20 protein-coding genes are annotated in these 21438 nt (G+C 64.0%); 3 read left to right on the forward strand and 17 right to left on the reverse strand.

Annotation, left to right across the window (positions count from 1 at the left end):
- Positions 1–52: 52 nt before the first annotated feature.
- The 6 genes from trkA to dusB form a co-directional block, all read right to left on the reverse strand.
- A complete protein-coding gene (gene trkA / locus WJU21_RS01775; RefSeq protein ID WP_346321660.1) occupies positions 53–1429 on the reverse strand; it encodes a Trk system potassium transporter TrkA in 1377 nt (458 codons plus the stop codon).
- Positions 1426–2835: a sigma-54 dependent transcriptional regulator gene (locus WJU21_RS01780; protein WP_346321661.1), complete on the reverse strand. Its 1410-nt coding sequence runs from the start codon at positions 2833–2835 to the stop codon at positions 1426–1428. The genes trkA and WJU21_RS01780 overlap by 4 nt, the downstream gene beginning before the upstream one ends.
- Before the next feature lie 3 nt (positions 2836–2838).
- Positions 2839–5094, reverse strand: a complete 2256-nt coding sequence (locus WJU21_RS01785) for a PAS domain-containing sensor histidine kinase (protein WP_346321662.1) — start codon at positions 5092–5094, stop codon at positions 2839–2841.
- A 108-nt stretch (positions 5095–5202) separates the two neighbouring features.
- Positions 5203–6642, reverse strand: a complete 1440-nt coding sequence (gene ntrC, locus WJU21_RS01790) for a nitrogen regulation protein NR(I) (protein ID WP_346321663.1) — start codon at positions 6640–6642, stop codon at positions 5203–5205.
- Positions 6639–7769: an ATP-binding protein gene (locus WJU21_RS01795; RefSeq protein ID WP_346321664.1), complete on the reverse strand. Its 1131-nt coding sequence runs from the start codon at positions 7767–7769 to the stop codon at positions 6639–6641. The genes ntrC and WJU21_RS01795 overlap by 4 nt, the downstream gene beginning before the upstream one ends.
- Positions 7769–8755 (reverse strand): tRNA dihydrouridine synthase DusB, encoded by a 987-nt coding sequence (gene dusB, locus WJU21_RS01800; protein ID WP_346321665.1) that lies wholly within the window; start codon positions 8753–8755, stop codon positions 7769–7771. The genes WJU21_RS01795 and dusB overlap by 1 nt, the downstream gene beginning before the upstream one ends.
- A 141-nt stretch (positions 8756–8896) precedes the next feature.
- Here dusB and WJU21_RS01805 point away from each other — a divergent pair, with 141 nt between their 5' ends.
- Genes WJU21_RS01805 through WJU21_RS01815 form a run of 3 tightly spaced genes read left to right on the forward strand, consistent with a single transcriptional unit; the run spans position 8897 to position 11012 of the window.
- Positions 8897–10045: a bifunctional 2-C-methyl-D-erythritol 4-phosphate cytidylyltransferase/2-C-methyl-D-erythritol 2,4-cyclodiphosphate synthase gene (locus WJU21_RS01805; protein WP_346321666.1), complete on the forward strand. Its 1149-nt coding sequence runs from the start codon at positions 8897–8899 to the stop codon at positions 10043–10045.
- On the forward strand, positions 10042–10536 hold the full coding sequence (locus WJU21_RS01810; RefSeq protein ID WP_346321667.1) for a phosphatidylglycerophosphatase A: 495 nt from the start codon (positions 10042–10044) through the stop codon (positions 10534–10536). Before WJU21_RS01805 ends, WJU21_RS01810 begins: the two co-directional genes overlap by 4 nt.
- Complete coding sequence (locus tag WJU21_RS01815; protein ID WP_346321668.1) at positions 10518–11012, forward strand: CinA family protein; 495 nt, start codon at positions 10518–10520, stop codon at positions 11010–11012. The genes WJU21_RS01810 and WJU21_RS01815 overlap by 19 nt, the downstream gene beginning before the upstream one ends.
- Here WJU21_RS01815 and WJU21_RS01820 read toward each other — a convergent pair.
- From WJU21_RS01820 to tpiA, 11 genes are all read right to left on the reverse strand, one after another.
- The gene (locus WJU21_RS01820) at positions 10986–11441 is read right to left on the reverse strand and encodes a type II toxin-antitoxin system RatA family toxin (protein ID WP_346321669.1); all 456 of its coding nucleotides are present in this window, start codon (positions 11439–11441) and stop codon (positions 10986–10988) included. The two genes, WJU21_RS01815 and WJU21_RS01820, sit on opposite strands and share 27 nt — an antisense overlap.
- A gap of 32 nt (positions 11442–11473) precedes the next feature.
- Entirely contained in the window at positions 11474–12400 is a 927-nt protein-coding gene (gene lipA / locus WJU21_RS01825) for a lipoyl synthase (protein WP_346321670.1), read from the reverse strand.
- Between the two features lie 96 nt (positions 12401–12496).
- A complete protein-coding gene (locus tag WJU21_RS01830; RefSeq protein WP_346321671.1) occupies positions 12497–12733 on the reverse strand; it encodes a DUF4170 domain-containing protein in 237 nt (78 codons plus the stop codon).
- Positions 12734–12799: 66 nt separating this feature from the next.
- Positions 12800–14179 carry a 2-oxo acid dehydrogenase subunit E2 gene (locus tag WJU21_RS01835; RefSeq protein WP_346321672.1) on the reverse strand — a complete coding sequence of 460 codons (1380 nt, stop codon included), beginning with the start codon at positions 14177–14179 and terminating at the stop codon, positions 12800–12802.
- Between the two features lie 3 nt (positions 14180–14182).
- Positions 14183–15574, reverse strand: a complete 1392-nt coding sequence (locus WJU21_RS01840) for a pyruvate dehydrogenase complex E1 component subunit beta (RefSeq protein WP_346321673.1) — start codon at positions 15572–15574, stop codon at positions 14183–14185.
- The gene (pdhA, locus tag WJU21_RS01845) at positions 15574–16602 is read right to left on the reverse strand and encodes a pyruvate dehydrogenase (acetyl-transferring) E1 component subunit alpha (RefSeq protein ID WP_346321674.1); all 1029 of its coding nucleotides are present in this window, start codon (positions 16600–16602) and stop codon (positions 15574–15576) included. Before pdhA ends, WJU21_RS01840 begins: the two co-directional genes overlap by 1 nt.
- 196 nt (positions 16603–16798) lie before the next feature.
- Complete coding sequence (locus tag WJU21_RS01850; protein WP_346321675.1) at positions 16799–17065, reverse strand: septum formation initiator family protein; 267 nt, start codon at positions 17063–17065, stop codon at positions 16799–16801.
- Positions 17066–17223: 158 nt separating this feature from the next.
- Positions 17224–18498: a phosphopyruvate hydratase gene (gene eno / locus WJU21_RS01855; protein ID WP_346321676.1), complete on the reverse strand. Its 1275-nt coding sequence runs from the start codon at positions 18496–18498 to the stop codon at positions 17224–17226.
- Between the two features lie 41 nt (positions 18499–18539).
- Positions 18540–20165, reverse strand: a complete 1626-nt coding sequence (locus WJU21_RS01860; RefSeq protein WP_346321677.1) for a CTP synthase — start codon at positions 20163–20165, stop codon at positions 18540–18542.
- Between the two features lie 44 nt (positions 20166–20209).
- Positions 20210–20542, reverse strand: coding sequence for a preprotein translocase subunit SecG (secG, locus tag WJU21_RS01865; RefSeq protein ID WP_346321678.1), 333 nt, complete (start codon positions 20540–20542; stop codon positions 20210–20212).
- 129 nt (positions 20543–20671) lie between these two features.
- Positions 20672–21430 carry a triose-phosphate isomerase gene (gene tpiA, locus WJU21_RS01870; protein WP_346321679.1) on the reverse strand — a complete coding sequence of 253 codons (759 nt, stop codon included), beginning with the start codon at positions 21428–21430 and terminating at the stop codon, positions 20672–20674.
- Between the last annotated feature and the right edge of the window lie 8 nt (positions 21431–21438).

A 21438-nucleotide genomic window follows, 5' to 3' on the forward strand; every position in this document is an offset into this window, starting at 1 on the left:
CAAGGTGGGATCGTCTGCCGAATGGAAGACCGTCGTGCGACGCAGACCTCGCTCAGAAATAGCCCAGCTGCACAGAAAACATCTGCTCGACCTTCTTGATCTGCTCCGCCAGCGCGAAGATGATCACCCGGTCGCCGATGCGGATCACCGTGTCGCCGCGGGGAATGATCACCTGGTCGCCGCGCACGATGGCGCCGAAACGCACGCCCGGCGGCACCTTGGCGTCGCGCAGCGGCGTATCGAGGATTTCGAGCGTCTCCAGGGCCTCGGCCTCGATCAGTTCGGCGCCCGCCGCGCTCAGCGAGTGCAGGCCGCGAATACGACCGCGCCGTACATGACGCAGGATCGTCGACACGGTAGTCGCCCGCGGATCGATATAGACGTCGATGCCAAGCGACGGGAGCAATGGCCCGTAAACCGGGTTATTGACGAGGGTAATCGCCTGCTTGGCCCCTTCCCGCTTGGCCAGCAGCGAGGACAGGATATTCGTCTCGTCGTCATTGGCGACGGCGATCACCGTATCGGTCATCTGCACATGCGCCTCGCGCAGGATGTCCTGGTCGAGGGCATCGCCGTGCAACACCACGGCGCGCTCCAGCTGATCGGCGACATAGCGCGCGCGATCTTCCGACCTCTCGATGATGCGCAGGTTGAAGCCGCCGCCGCTTGCTTCCAGCTCCTGTGCCAGATAGAGCCCCACATGGCCGCCGCCGACGATGATGATGCGATGGGCCTCGGGCTCTTCGTGGCCATAAGCGGCCAGCACCCGGTTCCGTTGCCCCTTCTCGGTCACCACATAGACCCGGTCGCCGGGCCGCAGCTGCTCTTCGGCGTCGGGGACAATGGTGGTCTCGCCGCGCCTGATGCCGACGACCCGCACATGGAGGTCGGGGAACAGCTCGGTGAGTTGCAGCAGCGGTGTGTCGATCACCGGGCAATCAGGACCGATGGCGATACCCAGCAGGTAGACCCGGTCTTCGGCGAACGGCACCACGTCGAACGCGCCCGGCGTGTCGACCCGACGCCTGATGGCGCGCGCCACCTCGAGCTCGGGCGAAATGATCAGGTCGATGGGCATTTGCTGGGGACCGAACAGCGTCCGCCAATCCCGGTTGAGATAGCACTGGGTGCGCAGCCGGGCCACCTTGGTGGGGACGCTGAACAGCGTGTGCGCCACCTGGCAGGCAACCATGTTGACTTCGTCCGAATGCGTTGCCGCAATCAGCATTTCAGCCTGGGCGGCGCCCGCGGATTCCAGAATATCCGGATGGGCCGCATGGCCGACGACGCCCTGAACGTCCAATGTATTGGTCAGCCTGTGGATCAGCTCCGCCGAAATGTCGATGAGGGTGACGTCGTGGTGTTCTTGGGCCAGATGATGCGCGATGGACGCGCCCACCTGCCCGGCCCCGCAGACGATAATGTTCATTCGTCCTCTTCGCCGGCTCTGCGCTCGCCGGTCTGCAATCCCAGTGACTTCAGCTTGCGATGCAGCGCCGAGCGCTCCATGCCGACGAAGCTGGCGGTGCGCGAGATATTCCCGCCAAACCGGGTAATCTGCGCCTGCAGATATTCCTTCTCGAACGCCTCCCGCGCCTCGCGCAATGGTACAGACATGATGGCCTCACCCTGGCCCGCACGCACGAGCGTGGAACTCGTTCCGTTGATCTCGGCTGGCAGCATGTCGGCGCCGATCTGCTCCAGCACATCTTCAGCCGCCATGATCAGCATGCGCTCCACCACATTGCGGAGCTGCCGCACATTGCCGGGCCATTCATAGGCCTGCAGCGCCGCGATCACATCGGCGCTGACCTCGCGCCGCGCCATGCCGCCCGAGGTCGCCAGCCGCTCCATGAAATAGTCGATCAGCAGCGGGATGTCGTCGCGCCGCGCGCTGAGAGGCGGCACCTGGATCGGCACCACGTTGAGACGATGATAGAGGTCCTCGCGAAACCGCCCGCTCTCGATTGAATGCCGCAGATCCTTGGTGGTCGAACTCATCACCCGCACGTCGACCTGTACCTTGCGGCTGCCATCGACCCGCTCGAACATCTGCTCGACCAGCACCCGCAAGATCTTGCTCTGGGTCTCCATGGGCATGTCGCCCACTTCATCGAGAAACAGGGTGCCGCCATGGGCCTGCTCGAACAGGCCGATCTTGCGGCTCTGCACCTGTCCCACCTGTTTGCGCTCGATGCCGAAAAGCTCGATCTCCATGCGCTCGGGCGCGATGTTGGCGGCATTCACCACCACGAACGGGCCGTTGGCGCGGGACGACAGCTTGTGAATCTGCCGGGCGATCACTTCCTTTCCGGAACCGGTCGGGCCCGCGATCAGCACCCGGCTGTTCGCTGGTGCCACGCGCTCGACGACCTGACGCACGCTGTTGATGGCAGAAGACGCGCCCACCAGCTCGTCCGTCGGCATGTAGCGGGCGCGCAGCTCCTCGTTTTCGCGGCGCAGCCGGGCGGCTTCAGTTGCGGTCTGAACAAGATGCAGCAAATGGTCTGTCTTGAAGGGCTTTTCGATGAAATTCGATGCGCCGCGCTTGATCGCTGAAACCGCCGTTTCCACGTTGCCGTGCCCGCTGATGATGATCACCGGTACGTCAGGATGGTCGCGCCGGATGAAGTCCAGCAATTCCAGCCCGTCGAGGCGGCTGCCCTGCAGCCAGATATCCAGGATCACCAGGTTGGGACGGCGCTGCTCGATCTGGGCAAGCGCACTGTCGCTGTCGCCGGCGCTCCGGGTCTCATATCCTTCGTCCTCCAGCAGGCCCGCGACAAGGTCGCGAATGTCCACTTCATCATCAACGATCAGAATGTCGTGTGACATGGGTCAGCCCACCGTTGCGATTCTGGGTTCAGGCACCAACTCGGCCGCGTGTTCGCGCGAGAATACCAGCCGGACCCGTACGCCGCCCAGCGGCCGGTCCTCCAGCAGCAACTCGCCGCCATGGTCGCTCATGATCTTCTTGACGATCGCCAGTCCCAATCCGGTGCCTTTCTCGCGTGTGGTTACATAGGGTTCGGTGAGCCGGTCGCGGTGCTCCCTGGGCAGGCCCAGGCCGTTGTCCTCGACACAGATGACCACCGAATCGACGTCCGAAATAACAGTCAGGTCAATGCGGCCGGGAGGCAGGTGCTCGCCCTCGCCGCATTTGCGGCCGTGAATGGATTCCGAGGCATTCTTGATGATGTTGGTCAGCGCCTGCGCCACCTGCCGCCCGTCACAGTTCAGCGTCACCGGTTCCTCGTCGCCGTGGAACTCGAAGCGAATGTCCGGCGAGGACACTTCGAGAAACAGCAGGGTCTGGCGGGCGATCTCGGTAATGTTTTCCGGCCTGAATGTGGGCGCCGGCATCCGTGCGAAGCCGGAGAACTCGTCCACCATGCGCCGGATGTCGCCAACCTGACGGATAATGGTGTCGGTGCAATGGCTGAACACGTCCGGGTCGGTGATGATTTCCTTGCGGTACTTCCGTTTCAGACGCTCCGCCGAAAGCTGGATGGGTGTCAGCGGATTCTTGATCTCGTGGGCGATGCGCCGCGCCACGTCGGCCCAGGCCGCGGTGCGCTGGGCGGCGACCAGTTCGGTGATGTCATCGAACGTGACCACGAAACCGGTGATTTCGCCATCGAGCCGCTCCGACGAGATCCGCACCAGCAGGTTTCTCGCCTGGCCATCGCGGACGATATTGATGTGCTGCTGCACGAACTCGTCCGGATTGTCTTCGGCTTCAGTCAACAACTCGGACAGCTCGGGCACGGAGGCAACCAGTTTCCTGCCCTTCAGCGAGGTTTCGGTCTCTTCCAGCATGGCAAGCGCCGCGCGGTTGGACAGGTCGACCTCGCCGCGCGCGTTGAGCCCGATAACGCCGACCAGAACGCCCTCGAGAACCGCTTCCGTGAACCGCCGACGCTGGTCGAGCTGGATGTTGGCGTCGATAAGCTCGTCCCGCTGGCCCTGCAGCTGGTCGGTCATGCGATTGAAGGTGCGCGACAGCACGGTGATCTCGTCGTCGCCCTCGCCCTCCGGCACGCGGATCGACAGGTCGCCCTCGCGTATGCGTTCCGAGGCGCGCACAAGGTCGGTAATCGGCGCGATCAGCCGGCTGGCGAACCAGATGCCGACGAAAACGGCCACCATCAGCATCAAAAGCGCCAGCACCACGAAGGTGATGTTGATGTTGGTTTGCAGCGACCCGCGGCGCTGTTCCAGCCGCTCGTATTCGGCGGCGTGGTGCCGTGTCCGGTCGAGTTGCTCGACCACCCGCTGCTCGACGTTGCGGCCCACATAGAGATAGCGGTCCCAATAGCCGCTGAGTTTGATCAGCGCGCCCACATAATCGTCGTTGGCATTGGTCATGGCCGCGACGCCGCCGGCCTCGGCCTGCGCCATGGCGCGCCGCGGCAGCGCCGACGTGCGCGCCAATGTGTCGCCAAACAGCCCGTTGTACTTGGAATAGATCGTCCCGTTGCGCGACAGGATGATGGCCTCGCTGAAAGACCGGCTTCGCGCCTGATTCTGCATCTCCTCGTCGAACTTCTTCGGCTCGAAGCGAAATTCGTCGGCACGGCTGTTAAGCACCGAGGCCATCTCGATCAGATCGCGCGAGATGCTCTTCTTGTGCTCCTCCATGTAGTCCTCGGCGATCCGCACCGAGTTGTGGACCGCGCCGCGGACCTGATCCGAGAACCAGTTCTGCAGTCCCAGGTTGAAATAAAGCGCCGAGAACATGGCGACAATGATTGTCGGGATGATCGCGACAAGACTGAGCAGCGTCACCAGCCGAACATGCAGCCTGGAGCCGGCAAGACCGGTGCGCCGGGCCACCCATAACCGGACGACCCGCCGGGTGATCAACACCGCCAGCACGGTGACGATGGCCAGATTGCCGAAGATCAGGGCAATGGCGCCGCTCGAATCCACGGCGACCAGGCCGCGGCTCAGCAGGACATAAGTCACCACGCCCCAGATCACCGCGATCACCGCCAGCGCGGCGGGAACCCAACGATTGTGCGTAAGTTGCTTGATCCAGCCGGGAACCAGCGCCCGTTTGGGTCTATCAGACGTGCCGCCGAGGCTCGACATTCAGTACGGCTTCAGATCCCGATTCAACCATCGCGCCGGGAGCGGCGCGGGCGCAGGGTAACATAATGTTGCAAATTTGCATCACCGATTTGCCAACGGGGCGGATGGCTACTTCAGGCCCCGATTGACCGGGATGTCCAGCTCGCGAATCTTCTTGCGCAAGGTGTTCCGGTTGAGGCCCAGCAGTTCGGCAGCACGGATCTGGTTGCCCCGGGTCGACGTCAACACGATGTTGAGCAGCGGCCGCTCGACTTCCTTGATGATCCGGTCATAGAGCCCCTTGGGCGGCAGGCCGTCGCCATGAGCCGCGAAATAACGCTCGAGGTGGCTCTCCACTGCCCCGGCCAGATTGTCGGCCTCGACGCCGCCGGCCGGGACGATACGCCGCTCGGTCTCGGCAAGCTCGGCGCTCACCACCTCGACGCCGACGATCTCCTCGGCATAGAGCGCGACGATGCGCTTTACCACATTCTCCAGTTCGCGGACATTGCCGGGCCAGTTGTGACGCTTCAGACGCTCCAGCGCGAAATTGTCGAACGCCTTTTGCGGCAGGCCTTCCTGGCCGGCCTGATTGAGGAAGTGACGCACCAGGTCCGGAATGTCATCCAGCCGGTCGCGCAGCGGCGGCAGGCGCAGCGGCACCACGTTGAGGCGGTAGAACAGGTCTTCCCGGAACAGACCCTGATGGATCTGCTGGCGCAGGTCCCGGTTGGTGGCGGCGATGATGCGCACATCGGTCGAGATCGGGGTACGGCCGCCGACCGTGGTGTATTCGCCTTCCTGCAGCACCCGCAGCAGCCGGGTCTGGGCCTCGGGCGGCATGTCGCCGATCTCGTCGAGAAACAGGGTGCCGCCCTGGGCCTGTTCGAAGCGGCCGCTGTGGCGCGACGTGGCGCCGGTAAAGGCGCCCTTTTCGTGGCCGAACAACTCGCTCTCGATCAGCTCGCGCGGAATGGCGGCCATGTTGATGGCGACGAACGGACCGTTGCGGCGCTTGCCGAACTGGTGCAGCGCCCGGGCGACCAGCTCCTTGCCGGTGCCAGACTCGCCGAAGATCATGACCGTGAGGTCGGTGGGCACCAGCCGCGCCAGCACACGATAGATTTCCTGCATGGCCGGCGACCGGCCGACCAGCGGCATGTCGTCGTCGTCGAGTGACTGGTCTGGCGCATCGGCGCGCTTGGGGCGGGCCAGCGCGCGCTTGACCACGTTGGTCAGCTCGGTCAGATCGAACGGCTTTGCCAGATAGTCATAGGCGCCGCGTTCGGTGGCTTTCAGCGCCGTGCTCAGGGTGTTGTGCGCGCTCATGACGATGATCGGCAAATCGCCCCGCACCTTGCGGATGCGCGGCAGCAGGTCCAACCCGTTCTCGTCAGGCATGATCACATCGGTGATGACCAGATCGCCTTCGCCGTTCGCCACCCAGCTCCACAGCGTGGCCGCGTTGCCAGTGGTCCGAACGTCGTAGCCGAGCCGCCCCAGCGCCTGGTTCAGCACCGTCCGGATCGCGCGGTCATCGTCGGCTACCAGTATCGTTCCGTCGCTCATGCGCGCTGCCTACTGCCTTTGGGTGGTCGCGGACCGGTGGGCAGCAGCACGCGGAACACGGTCTTTCGCGCAACGCTGTCGCACTCGATAATTCCGCCATGGTCGCCGATGATCTTGGCGACCAGCGCCAGACCCAGTCCGGTGCCGCCGGGCTTGGTGGTCACGAACGGATCGAACAGGTGGGATTGAAGGTCGTCCGGCACGCCGGAGCCATTGTCGATGACGCAGATCTCGAGCGGCAGGTTGATGCGTTCCCGGGTTCCGGGCACCGCCACGCGCACACCCTGGCGATAGGCCGTGGTCAGCGTGATCTCGCCGCCATCGTCGGGTGCTGCCTCGGCGGCATTCTTGACCAGGTTGAGGAACACCTGAATCAGCAGGTTACGGTCCCCCTGCACCGGCGGCAGCGACGGATCATACATTTCGCTGAACTTCACCGACCGGGCAAAGCCGTTCTCGGCCAACCGCCGGACATGTTCCAGCACTTCGTGGATATTGATCGGCGCGCGGTCGATGGGCCGCGGGTCCGAGAACACCTCCATACGATCGACCAGTGCGACAATACGGTCGGTTTCCTCGCAGATCAGGCGCAGCAGCGCCTTGTCCTCGGATCCTACCGAACTTTCGACAAGCTGGGCCGCGCCGCGGATGCCGGACAACGGGTTCTTGATCTCATGGGCAAGCACCGCGGCCATGGAGACGATCGAGCGGTTGGCGCCCCGCTGCAGCAACTGGTGGTCGATCTTGCTCGCGATGCCGCGCTCGCGCAGTGTAATCACCAGCATCGACGGGTCTTCGGATACGGGAGAAATCTGGACATCGACGTTATGGATGCCGATCCGCGGCGTCGCCACGACGAGACCATATTCGGATACCGACGATCCACGCGAGCGCACCTGCCCGACCAGCGCGATCAGCGGGCTGTCGAACGGCATGACCTCGCTCAATCCCTGGGTCTGCAGCACCTTGGCGCTGGACTGGAAGAACTGCTCGGCGGCCAGATTGGCAAAGCGGATGCGATCCGACGGGTCGACCACCAGCAGCGGATCGGGCAATGCGTTGACCAGCATGTCGCTGCTCAGCGGCGACTGCCCCCGACCCTTGAACAGGCTGGCCACGGACGGCATCAGGCCGCCAGTCTCTCGAGCTGTGGTTCGTAAAAGGCGCGGATCATGGCGCGCACCTGTACCGGATCGTCAAGCCGGTTGACCCGGTCGCGGAATTCGCCCGAATCCACCATGCCCTTCGAGTACCAGCCGATATGCTTGCGCGCGACACGCACGCCGGTCTCCAGACCGTAATGCGCCAGCATGTCCTCGTAATGTTCGAGCAGCACGTCCAGCTGTTCGGCAATGGACGGATCCGGCAGTTTCTCGCCGGTGCGCAGGTAATGAACCACCTGCCCCGGGAACCAGGGCCGGCCATAGGCGCCGCGGCCGATCATCACCCCGTCAGCGCCGGATTGCTTCAGCGCCTCGTCCACATCGTCAAAGCCGTTGATGTCGCCGTTGACGATGACCGGGATGCTCACGGCCTCCTTCACCTGGCGCACGAACGACCAGTCGGCGTGTCCCTTGTAAAGCTGATTGCGGGTGCGGCCATGGACGGTGACCATTTGCACGCCGCGGTCCTGGGCAATTCGCGCCAGTTCGGGCGCGTTACGGCAATTGAGGTCCCAGCCCGTGCGCATCTTCAGCGTCACCGGCACCGAGACAGCCTCGATCGTGCCCTCGATAATGCGGGAGGCGTGGTCCAGGTCGCGCATCAGCGCCGACCCTGCTTCGCCGTTCACCACCTTCTTCACCGGGCAGCCCATGTTGATGTCGATGATGGCCGCGCCCAGATCCTCGTTCAGCCTGGCCGCCTCGCCCATTACCTTGGGCTCGCAACCGGCAAGCTGCATGGACAGGGGCTGCTCCTCGGCCGACTTGGCAATCATCTGCTGGGTCCTGCGCGTTTCGCGGATCATCGCTTCGCTGGCGATCATCTCCGACACGACGAGGCCGGCGCCGTAGCGCTTCACAAGCTTGCGGAAAGGCATGTCGGTCACGCCGGACATGGGCGCGAGAACGACTGGGTCGCTAATGGAAAGCTGGCCGATCTTGATGGTCATTTTTTATGCAACCTTTGTGGCTGCTGATTTCCTAAGCAAGGACGCCAATTTGTGCAAGTGTTTATCACACAGTTGACCCCCAATGAAAACTCTCGCACACACAGGTATGAACTTTATCGCGCAGCACCGGCCGGACCAATCGTGAAAGTTGCAGCCCTGATCGTCGCGGCGGGCCGAGGCCAGAGGGCCGGGGCTCCGCTGCCCAAACAATATCTGGACCTGCGTGGCGAGCCTATCCTGCGCCATTCGGTGAAGGCATTCCTGGACAGTGGCTTGGTCCATGTTGTTCAGGTGGTGATTCATCCCGGAGACCGGCCGCTCTATGATCGCTCCACGGCGGGGCTTGGCCTTCCCGAGCCCTGTTCGGGCGGTACGAGCCGGCAGGAATCCGTACGGCTTGGCCTCGAGGCGCTGGCCGCGGGACAGCCCGACCTGGTGCTGATTCACGACGCCGCGCGGCCATTCGTTTCCGCCATGCTGATCCGGTCCATCGTCGATGCTTTGTCCAATTATGAGGCAGTCATTCCCGGTCTCGCGGTGACCGACACCATCAAGCAGGTCGTTGGCGGCACCATCACCGGCAATATCGACCGGGATAGCCTGCGCCGCGCACAGACACCCCAGGGGTTTCACTACCGCACCATCCTGGAGGCGCACCGGACTCTGGCGGACGTGACCGATCTGACCGATGATGCGGCCGTGGCGGAACGGGCCGGCCACACGGTGCTTGTGATCGACGGCGACGAGAGGAACATCAAGGTGACCACTCCGGAAGATGTCGCAGCACTGTCTGCCCACGCCATGCTGCCGTGCAGCGGCTCCGGATTCGACGTGCACAGGCTCGGTCCCGGCGATCATGTCATGCTCTGCGGTCACCGAATTCCCCACAGCCAGGGCCTGATCGGTCATTCGGACGCCGACGTGGCGTTGCACGCGCTGGTCGATGCGATCCTCGGCGCGCTCGGCGCCGGCGATATCGGCCGGCATTTCCCGCCCAGCGATCCGCAATGGCAAGGCGCGCCGTCGCGTCTGTTCCTCGAGGAGGCGGTCAGGCTGGTGCGCGCCCAGGGCGGCCGCATCGCCAATGTGGACGTGACCATCATCTGCGAGGCGCCTAAGGTGACGCCGTATGTGCAGCCCATGACCGCCGTACTGGCTGAAATCCTCGGCATCCCGGCGCGGCGCATCAACGTGAAGGCGACCACGACCGAGAAACTTGGCTTCACCGGCCGCGGCGAGGGCATTGCCGCCCAGGCCGCCTGCAGCCTGCTGCTGCCAGACGCGCCATGAGGCCGCATCTGTTCCATCCATCCACCCTGGCCTCCACATGGTTCTGGATCGGGCTGATCCCCAAGGCGCCCGGCACATTCGGCTCGCTGGCCGCGCTCCCCTTCGCCTGGGCAATCCAGACCTTCTGGGGGCCGCTGGCCCTGCTTGCCGGGGCGCTGCTGGTGTTCGGGTTGGGATGCTGGTCCTCGGCCCATTACATCCGGGATTTCGTGGAGACCGATCCGGGCGAGGTGGTGATCGACGAGGTGGCCGGCCAATGGATCGCCTGCTTGCTGATCCCGCCCGGCATGCTGTGGGCCTGGCTGGCGGCCTTCGTGCTGTTCCGGCTGTTCGACATCTTCAAGCCGTGGCCGATCCATATTCTGGACAAGCACGGCCGGGGCGGCATCGGCATCATGCAGGACGACATGCTCGCCGGGCTGTTCGCCTTCATTCTGCTGCAGCTTTTCCTCATCCTTTTCGCAGGTGGACCATGGATACCGACGCTCTGATTCCCCTCGCCCGCGACGTGCTCGCGGCCGCCAGGGCCGGGAAGCTCAAGCTGGCGGCCGCCGAATCCTGCACCGGTGGCCTGGTCATGGCCTGCCTGACCGAAGTGCCCGGATCTTCCGACGTGGTCGACCGCGGATTCGTGACCTACAGCAACGCGGCCAAGCACGACTTGCTCGGCGTGCCGCTGGATATACTCAACCGCCCTGGTCCCGGCGCCGTCAGCGAACCGTGCGTGCGCGCCATGGTCGCCGGCGTGCTGGCGAATTCCGGCGCCGACGTCGCGGTGGCCATTACCGGCATTGCAGGCCCGCCGAAGGACGACACCGACAAGTCCGTGGGACTGGTGCACTTCGCGGCCGCCCGCCGCGGCGGCGAAACCATACACAGGAAAATGGAGTTCGGTGACCTGGGCCGCTCCGTGGTCCGCCGCAGGTCGGTTGAGCTGGCGCTAGAGCTGATGCAGTCGCTTATCTGAGCCGTACAGCGCGTCCGCCCGGGCGACAAAGGCGCTGACCATGCGCTTGACGATCTCGTCGAAGACGCCGCCGATCAGCTTTTCCAGCAGGCGGCTGCGGAATTCGAACTCAATGTAGAAATCCACGGTGCAGGTGCCGTCCGGATTGGCGATAAACTGCCAGTCGTTATTCAGGTGCCGCATGGGCCCGGTCAGGTAGGCGACCTTGATCCGCTCGTGGGGGAAAAGCTCGACTTTCGAGGTGAATTTTTCTCGGATCGCCTTGTAGCCGATCATCAGGTCGGCAAGGAACATGCCCTCTTCGCGCTTGAAGACCCGCACACCGGTGCACCAGGGCAGGAATTCATCGTAGTGCTCCACATCAGCGACGACGGCGAACATCTGTTCGGCTGTGTGTGGCAGCACCCGCTTTTCCGCGTGCCTGTGCATGACCCTCGCGCTTTTCTTGGTGACCGGCGCGTTCAGCGCGCCTTGGCCAGTTGCTCTTCCCGGTTGGCCCGGAGTTGTGCGAAGTCCTGCCCGGCGTGATAGCTCGAGCGGGTGAGCGGCGACGCCGACACCATCAGGAAACCCTTGGCCCGCGCCATCCTGGCATAGGACGCGAACTCGTCCGGCGTCACGTAGCGGGCGACCTCGGCATGCCGCGGCGTGGGACGCAGATACTGGCCGATGGTGAGGAAATCCACCTCGGCGGCGCGCATGTCGTCCATCACCTGATAGACCTCGCGCTTGTCTTCGCCGAGACCTGCCATGACGCCCGACTTGGTGAAGATCGACGGATCGAGCTGCTTGACCCTGTCGAGCAGCCGCAGCGAATTGTAATAGCGCGCGCCCGGCCGGATCGAGGTGTAGAGCCGCGGCACGGTCTCCAGATTGTGGTTGTAGACATCGGGCCGCGCCTCGACGACCGCCTCGATGGCGCCCTTCTTGCGCAGGAAGTCGGGCGTCAGCACCTCGATGGTGGTGCCGGGCGAATGCTCGCGAATCTGCGTGATGACCTTGACGAACTGGCTGGCGCCGCCATCCGGCAGGTCGTCGCGGTCCACCGAGGTGATCACCACATGCTCGAGGCCCAGTTCGCCAACTGCCGTCGCCACATGCTCGGGTTCGTCATGGTCGACGGTGCGCGGCATACCGGTCTTGATGTTGCAGAAGGCGCAGGCGCGGGTGCAGATGTCGCCCAGGATCATCACGGTCGCGTGTTTCTGGGTCCAGCACTCGCCGATATTCGGACAGGCCGCCTCTTCGCACACCGTATTGAGCTTCAGATCGCGCATCAGCCTGCGCGTCTTCATGTACTCCTCGGAGCCGGGCGCCTTGACGCGCAGCCAGTCCGGCTTGCGGACCCGCTCGGGCTTCTCGCCCTTGATGACCTCGACATTGCTCATGGTTTACCACATAGGCCAAAGGCCGCCTCAAGTCCATGTTCCGCAGGCATCGCGCACCCGCGATTTTGCAGGTGCCGTGCCGCAAGACGCCGCGGTTCACTGGTCGTGATCGTGGTCCTCATCCGGGTCCATCAGACGGTGCACATGAACCACGAAATAGCGCATGCGGGCGTCGTCCACCGTGGACTGGGCCTTGCCGCGCCAGGCCTTGAGGGCCTCGGCATAATTGGGATAAAGGCCCACGACATCGACGTCGCCGAGATCCTCGAATTCGGTCGATGCCGTGCTCTTGACCCGCCCACCCAGAACAAGATGGAGTAGTTGTTTCGTCATGGTCTTGTACCGCCTGTCTAAGAGATTAACTGAACAGACGTGACGCTTCCCGAATGGCTTTCACGATTAAACCAGCAGCCTGACCGGATGCTCCATGAGAGCCTTGAATACCTGAAGATATTGCGCGCCGATGGCGCCGTCCATGGCGCGATGATCGCAGGCCATGGTGACGCTCATCACCGTGGCGACGGTAAGCTGATCGTTCTTCACCACCGGCCGCTTCTCGCCCGCGCCCACGGCCAGGATCGACGCCTGGGGCGGGTTGATGACGGCCAGGAACTCCTTGATCCCGAACATGCCCAGATTGGAGATCGAGATCGTGCCGCCCTGGTATTCCTCGGGCGCCAGCTTGCCCTTGCGCGCCCGTTCGGCCAGGTCCTTCATCTCGGATGAGATGGCGGCGACGGTCTTGCCCTCGGCGCCCTTGACGATGGGCGTGATCAGGCCGCCGTCGATGGCCACGGCCACCGATACGTCCGCGCGGCTGAAGCGGCGCAGCGTGTCGCCGGCATATTGCACGTTGGCGTCGGGGAATTCCTTCAGCGCCAGCGCCGCGGCACGGATAATGAAATCGTTGACCGACAGCTTGGGGCCATCGCCCGCCACCTCGTTCAGGTCCTTGCGCACGTCCAGCAGCTTGTCGATCTCCACCTCGATGGTCAGGTAGAAATGCGGCACGCTCTGCTTGGCCTCGGTCATGCGCCGGGCGATGGTCTTGCGCATGGTCGACAGCCGGACTTCCTCGAACGGCGCGTCGCCGGTGACCGGCGCCGCGGACGGCGCGCCGGCTGGCTTGGCCTTCGGCGCGAATGCCTTCACGTCGGCCTTGATCACCCGGCCGTTGGGCCCCGACCCGGGAATATCGGCCAGCTCATAGCCCTTCTCCGCAGCCAGCTTGCGCGCCAGCGGGCTGGCGAAGACGCGGCCCGAGGCATCCGCTTTCGCCTCCGCCGGCTTTGTGGTCGGCGCGCCACCACCGCCCGCGACGGCGGCCAGCACGTCGCCCTTGGTGATGCGGCCATCGGGACCGCTGCCCTTCAGGGCGGCAAGGTCGATGCCCTCCTCCTCGGCGATGCGGCGCGCCGACGGATTTGCGAGGACGTCATGATCCTCGTCGGGCGCGGGCTTGGCTTCGGCTTTCGGCGCCGCATCGGCCTTCTTCGGCGCGGCGGCCGCAGGCGCCTTCAGGTCGGCGGCCTTCTCGCCGCTTTCCAGCAGCATGGCGATGACGGAGTTGACCTTTACGCCCTCGGCGCCTTCCGGCACCAGCAGCTTGCCAACGACGCCCTCGTCAACGGCCTCCACTTCCATGGTGGCCTTGTCGGTCTCAATCTCGGCGATGATATCGCCGGCCTTCACCGAATCGCCTTCCTTCACCAGCCATCTGGAAAGGTTGCCCTCCTCCATGGTGGGCGACAGCGCCGGCATCGTGATGTATATGGCCATGGATCAGGCCTTGTAGCAGACGGTCTTTGCCGCCTTGACCACGTCCTCGGGCTGAACGATGGCGATTTTCTCCAGGCTGGCCGCATAGGGCATGGGCACGTCGGCCCCGCCCAGGCGCAGGATCGGCGCATCGAGCCAGTCGAATGCCTGCTCCATCAGCACCGAGGATACTTCCGAGGTCACGCCATAAGCGGTCCAGCCCTGCTCGACGACGACGGCGCGGTTGGTCTTTTTCACCGACTCGATCAGCGTCTCGACATCGAGCGGCCGGATGGTGCGCAGATCGATCACCTCGGCATCGATCCCCTCCTCCGCCAGCTTTTCGGCAGCATCCAGCACGGCCAGCATGGTGTAGGAGAAGCTGATCAGGGTGACGTCCTTGCCCTCCCGGACAATTTTGGCCTTGCCGATCGGCACGGTGTAATCGTCCAGTTTTGGCACCTCGAACTTGCGTCCGTAGAGCAGCTCCTGTTCCAGGAACACCACCGGATTGGGGTCGCGGATGGCCGACTTCAGCAGGCCCTTGGCATCGGCTGCCGAATAGGGCGCCACCACCTTCAGGCCCGGCACATGGCCGTACCAGCTCGCATAGCACTGCGAGTGCTGGGCGGCGACGCGCGAGGCGAACCCGTTGGGGCCGCGAAACACGATCGGCACGCTGATCATCCCGCCCGACATGTAGCGGGTCTTGGCGGCCGAATTGATAATGTGGTCAACGGCCTGCATGGCGAAATTGAAGGTCATGAATTCGACGATGGGTTTCAGGCCGGCCATGGCCGCACCCACGCCCAGGCCGGTAAAACCGTGCTCGGTGATCGGCGTGTCGATCACCCGCTTGTCGCCGAATTCCTGCAGCAGTTCCTGCGAGACCTTGTAGGCGCCCTGGTACTGGCCAACCTCCTCGCCCATCAGGAACACCTTCTCGTCGCGGCGCATCTCCTCGGCCATGGCGTCGCGCAGTGCCTCGCGAACGGTCATCTCGACCATCTCGGTGCCGGCGGGAATTTCCGGGTCCTTGGGCGCAGGCGCGGCCTTGGGTGCGGGCTCGGTTTTCGCCGCGGGTTTCGCTTCGGCCTTGGCGGGTTCCTCGGCTTTGTCCTTGGCTTTTGGCGCCTTGGCCGCGGGCTTGGCCTCCGCCGCCTCAGCGCTTTCGCCCTCCTCGATCAGGCGGGCGATGATCTCGTTGACCTTCACGCCCTCGGTTCCCTCGGGAACAAGGATCTTGGCCACCTTGCCGTCATTGATGGACTCGAGTTCCATGGTGGCCTTGTCGGTCTCGATCTCGGCCAGCACGTCGCCCGAGCTGACCGCGTCGCCTTCCTTCACCAGCCATTTGGCGAGGGTGCCTTCTTCCATGGTCGGCGACAGGGCCGGCATGAGGATATCGATCGGCATCAGGCATACACCTCGGTGAACAGTTCGGCGGCCTCGGGCTCGGGGCTCTCCTGGGCGAAATCGGCGGCGTCGGAGATGATGTCCTTGATCTCGCGGTCAATGGCCTTCAGATCGTCCTCCTTGGCCGCACCGGTGCTGATCAGCACTTCGCCCAGATGGTCGATGGGATCGTGGTCGGCACGCATCTTCTGAACCTCGTCGCGGGTGCGGTACTTGGCCGGGTCGGACATGGAGTGACCGCGGTACCGATAGGTCTTCATTTCCAGGATGATCGGTCCGTTGCCGTCGCGCACGAAGCCGATGGCGTCCTCGGCCGCCGCGCGCACCGCCAGGACATCCATGCCGTCTACTTCGTAGCCCGGAATGCGGAAGCTGGTTCCACGCTTGTAGAAATGGGTTTCGGACGACGAGCGCTCCACCGATGTGCCCATGGCGTACTGGTTGTTCTCGATGACGAACACCACCGGCAACTGCCACAACTCGGCCATGTTGAAGGCCTCGTAGACTTGGCCCTGGTTGGCGGCGCCGTCGCCGAAGAACGTCAAGCTCACGCCGCCGTCGCCCTTGTATTTGTGGGCGAAGGCAATCCCGGCGCCCAGCGGAATCTGCGCGCCGACGATGCCGTGCCCGCCATAGAAATTGGCCTTGCGGTCGAACATGTGCATCGAGCCGCCCTTGCCCTTCGACACACCGCCGCTCCGGCCGGTCAATTCAGCCATAACCGCATTGGGATTGGTGCCGACGGACAGGATGTGGCCGTGATCGCGATAGGCCGTGATCAGGGAATCGATGTCCTTCATGGCCGAGCGGACGCCGGTAATGACCGCTTCCTGCCCGATATAGAGATGGCAGAAGCCACCGATCAGGCCCATGCCGTACATCTGACCGGCACGTTCCTCGAACCGCCTGATCAGCAGCATTTCACGGTAAAACTCGAGTAATTCCTTGGGCTTGGCCTTGTAGGGCGCCGGCGCGGACGCGCGCGCCTCGCGCTGTTTGGCCTTGGTCGCCGGTTTCCTGGTCGTCATGCGGTCCCCTTTACGACGAGCGGCGCGACCGATGTCCCGGCGCCGCCCTTTCGGCTCCTATTACCGACGCTTCGACGGCGAAAATCAATCGCCGATCAGTGACGGTTTTCAGTTCGCCAGTTTGTTGTGGTCTGGCGGCGACCCGCGTACGGAAGTTTCGCCGCGACACGTGCCCAAGAAAGAAAATAAGGCGGCTTCAGTTCTTTTGCAGGGTCTCGTTCAGAATCACGATCTCATCCGGATGGGCGAAACCGAGTTCGTAACGGGCCAGTTCATCGAGCAGATCGGGATCAACCTTGTCCGGGGCCATCAGCCGCACCCGGTGCTCCAGCGCCGCGCGCTGGGCCGAGACGGCCGCGGCTTCGACCTCGAGCGCCGACTTCTGGCGCTCCAGCCGGACATAGGACAGCAGCCCCAGTTCGCCCTGCACCGCATGGTAGCAAAAATACGCGATGAGACACATGACGACCCCCGGAAGGATCGCATCGAGTGTCATCTGTTTGATTGCCCCTTTGCGCATGTGAATTAGTGAATCACACGCGAGTCAGCGGGTCAAACGGAATTCTCCATTGATTCAGCAACTTGTGAAGAGTCCGCGAGTCATTGCGGCAGGAAGCGCGTTCAGCCCCGTAAAATCGAGCGGCCGGCATAGACCGCCATGTCGCCAAGCTGCTCCTCGATGCGGATCAGCTGGTTGTATTTGGCGAGCCGGTCGGAACGCGCCAGCGAGCCGGTCTTGATCTGCCCGCAATTGGTGGCCACGGCCAGATCGGCAATGGTCGAATCCTCGGTTTCGCCCGAACGATGCGACATCACCGCCGTGTAGGAAGCCCGGTGCGCCATGTTCACCGCCTCAAGAGTCTCCGACAAGGTACCGATCTGGTTGACCTTCACCAGGATGGAGTTGGCGAGACCGTCCTTGATGCCGGCAGCCAGCCGCGACGGATTGGTGACGAACAGGTCGTCGCCGACCAGCTGCACCTTGTCACCGACAGCGTCGGTCAGCGCCTTCCAGCCCTCGAAATCGTCCTCGGACATCCCGTCCTCGATGGAGATGATCGGATAGCGGGCGGCCAGATTGGCCCAATAGGCGGCCATCTCGCCGGCATCCAGCACCTTGCCTTCACCGGCAAGGTGATAGCGGCCGTCCTTGAAAAACTCGGTAGCGGCGGCATCGAGCGCCAGCATGACCTCGTCACCGGCCCTGTAGCCGGCCTTCTCGATGGATTTCATGACAAAATCCAGCGCAGCCGTCGTGCTCGCCAGATTCGGCGCGAAGCCGCCCTCGTCGCCCACATTGGTGTTATGACCGGCCGCCGACAGTTCCTTCTTCAGCGTGTGGAATATTTCCGAACCCATGCGCACCGCGTCGGCGATGCTCTCGGCCGCCACCGGCATGATCATGAATTCCTGGATGTCGATGGGGTTGTCCGCATGGGCGCCGCCATTGACGATGTTCATCATCGGCACCGGCAGGATGTGTGCTGAAGCGCCGCCCACATAACGGTAAAGCGGCAAGCCGGATTCGGCGGCCGCCGCCTTGGCGATGGCGAGGCTGGCCCCGAGGATGGCGTTGGCGCCCAGCCGCGCCTTGTTGGGCGTGCCGTCCAGGTCGATCATGATCCGGTCCAGCGCCCGCTGATCTTCGGCATCGAGACCGGCCAGCGCCTCGTAAATCTCGGTGTTCACGGCGTTGACCGCCTTGGACACGCCCTTGCCCAGATAGCGAGGGCCGCCGTCGCGCAATTCGACGGCCTCGTGGGCGCCGGTCGATGCGCCCGACGGAACGGCGGCGCGGCCGGCCGCGCCCGATTCCAGCACCACGTCCACTTCAACGGTGGGGTTGCCACGGCTGTCGAAGATCTGGCGGGCGGCGATATCAGCGATGGCGGTCATGGGCTTCCCCTTTCTTGATTGGCAGTTCCGGGCCGCGGCGCCTAGACGAGGCGCGACTGTTCGACGGCGGCGCGAATGAACGAGACGAACAGCGGATGCGGGTCGAACGGCTTGGACTTCAGCTCCGGATGGAACTGCACGCCGATGAACCACGGATGATCAGGATTTTCGACGATTTCGGGCAACCGGCCGTCCGGCGACATGCCGGAGAACAGCAAGCCGGCCTGCTCCAGCCGGTCCTTGTAGTTGATATTGACCTCGTACCGGTGCCGGTGGCGTTCGGAAATGCTGGCCGAGCCGTAGATGCCGCCGACCTGCGAATTGCCCTGCAGCACCGCCGGATAGGCGCCAAGCCGGAGCGTGCCTCCCATGTCCGACGCCTCGGAACGCGTCTGCGTCGCCCCTTCATGCTCCCATTCGGTCATCAGGCCGACGACCGGATCGGTGCAGGGACCGAATTCCGTGGAGCTGGCCTGCTGCACGCCCGCAAGGTTGCGCGCCGCCTCGATCACCGCAAGCTGCATACCGAAGCAGATGCCGAAATAGGGCACCAGCCGTGTGCGCGCGAAAGTGGCGGCCGCAATCTTGCCTTCCGCGCCCCGGTTGCCGAAGCCGCCCGGAACCAGGATGCCGTGAACATTTTCCAGGTGCAGCACCGCGTCCTCGGATTCGAATATCTCCGAATCGAACCACTCGATGTTGACCTGCACGTTGTTGGCGATGCCGCCATGCACGAGCGCTTCCTGCAGCGACTTGTAGGCGTCCTTCAGGCCCGTGTACTTGCCGACAACGGCAATCGTCACAGCGCCTTCCGGCTCCTTGACCCGCTTGACCACGTTCTGCCAGGCCGACAGGTCGGGCGCCGGCGCATCGCCGATCCCGAACGCCTTGAGCACCTGGGTATCGAGGCCCTGTTCGTGGTACCGCAGCGGCACTTCATAGATGGTGCCGACGTCGAGGGCCGGAATCACCGCTTCCTCGCGCACATTGCAGAACAGCGCGATCTTGCGCCGATCCGACGCAGGCAGCTCATGTTCGCTGCGGCACATCAGGATATGCGGCTGAATGCCGATGCTGCGCAGTTCCTTGACCGAATGCTGGGTCGGCTTGGTTTTCAACTCGCCGGCCGAGGCGATGTAGGGCACCAGGGTCAGATGGATGAAAATGGCGTTGTCGCCCAACTCGTTGCCGAGCTGACGTATGGCCTCGAGGAACGGCAGGCTTTCGATGTCGCCGATGGTGCCGCCGATCTCGCACAAGATGAAATCGCAACCGTCCTGCTCGGCCAGCGCGAATTCCTTGATGGCGTCAGTGACGTGCGGAATGACCTGGACCGTGCCACCCAGATAATCGCCGCGCCGCTCCTTGGTGATGATCTGCTGATAGATGCGCCCCGAGGTGACGTTGTCGCTCTTGCGCGACGCCACGCCGGTGAAGCGCTCGTAATGGCCAAGATCCAGATCGGTCTCGGCGCCGTCGTCGGTGACATAGACCTCGCCATGCTGATACGGGCTCATGGTGCCCGGATCGACATTGAGATAGGGGTCAAGCTTGCGCAGACGGACCTTGTAGCCCCTGGCCTGCAGCAAAGCGCCCAGTGCGGCGGAAGCAAGTCCCTTGCCTAAAGAAGAGACCACTCCCCCGGTGATAAAAATAAATCGCGTCATGGACCGGGGGCACGCATGCGGTTGTTGAAGGGAGGGGTTTAAAGCTACTCCTGGTACGGCACGTTCGGCTCGGCAGGCGTCGCCGGGGCGGCAGGCGCCGAACCGGTTTCTGCCGGCGCCTTGTCGAGCACCGAACCCGCGTTATCGCCACCACGCGCTGCCAGCACCGCGAGGAACAGACATAGCGCCATGAAGATCGCGGCAAGGATCGCCGTGGTCCGCGTGAGGAAACTACCGGCGCCGCGAACCGACATGAAGCCGCCCGAAGACGCGCCGCCGGTAAGCGTAGCAGCGCCACCTTCGGAGCGCTGCATCAGGATCACGATCACCAAAGCGACGGCGACCACCAACTGGATGATGAGGACAACTTCTTGCATGGCGCTTTCACGGTCAGGGTTGGGGGGCTTTTACACCAAGTGTACGAGTGGTGCCATACCGTTATTTGGTGGTTTTACCGGCAACCGGCGGCAACCGAAGGAATCGTCTTGGGGTTTGCACCGCCAGCCCTATGCGTAGGCAGATATAATCCCTAGAAAGTCGTCCGCCTTCAAGCTCGCGCCGCCGACCAGAGCGCCATCCACATTGGCGACCGCCATCAACTCGGCCGCGTTGGACGGCTTGACCGACCCGCCATAGAGCAGGCGGATGCCCCTGCCCGCCTCACCCAGTTGCGTGACCAGTGCACCGCGAAGGAAAGCATGCACCTCGGCAACGTCCTCGGGCGTGGGCGTGCGCCCGGTACCGATGGCCCAGACCGGCTCATAGGCAATGATCGTGCTCTCTGGTCGCGCGGCCGATGGCACCGAACCGGCAACCTGATCGCCGATCACCTCGAGCGTCCGGCCATCGGTTCGCTCGGCCTCGGTCTCGCCGACGCAGATGATGGCGGTCAGACCGGCGCGCCAGGCTGCCTCGGCCTTGGACGCCACCAGGGCGCTGGTCTCGCCATGATCCTGCCGGCGCTCGGAGTGGCCGACGATGACCGCAGCGGCGCCGACCTCGGCCAGCAACTCGGCGCTCACATCGCCGGTATGCGCCCCGCTCGGCGCGGGATGGCAATCCTGCGCGCCGACGGCCAGTGCGGTGCCCGACAGCTGCCGTGCGAACAACCCGATCAACGGAAACGGCGGGCAGATCATGGCGTCGCAGCGGACGCCCGGCAGCGCGGCCAGACCGGTGGCCACGCGCCTGGCCTCCTCCGCGCCGGACACTGTCCCGTTCATCTTCCAGTTGCCCGCCACCAGCGGCCTTGATGCTTGGGTCATCGGCTCTT

Origin of the sequence: Emcibacter sp. SYSU 3D8 (assembly GCF_039655875.1) — a bacterium.
Lineage (GTDB): Bacteria > Pseudomonadota > Alphaproteobacteria > SMXS01 > SMXS01 > RI-34.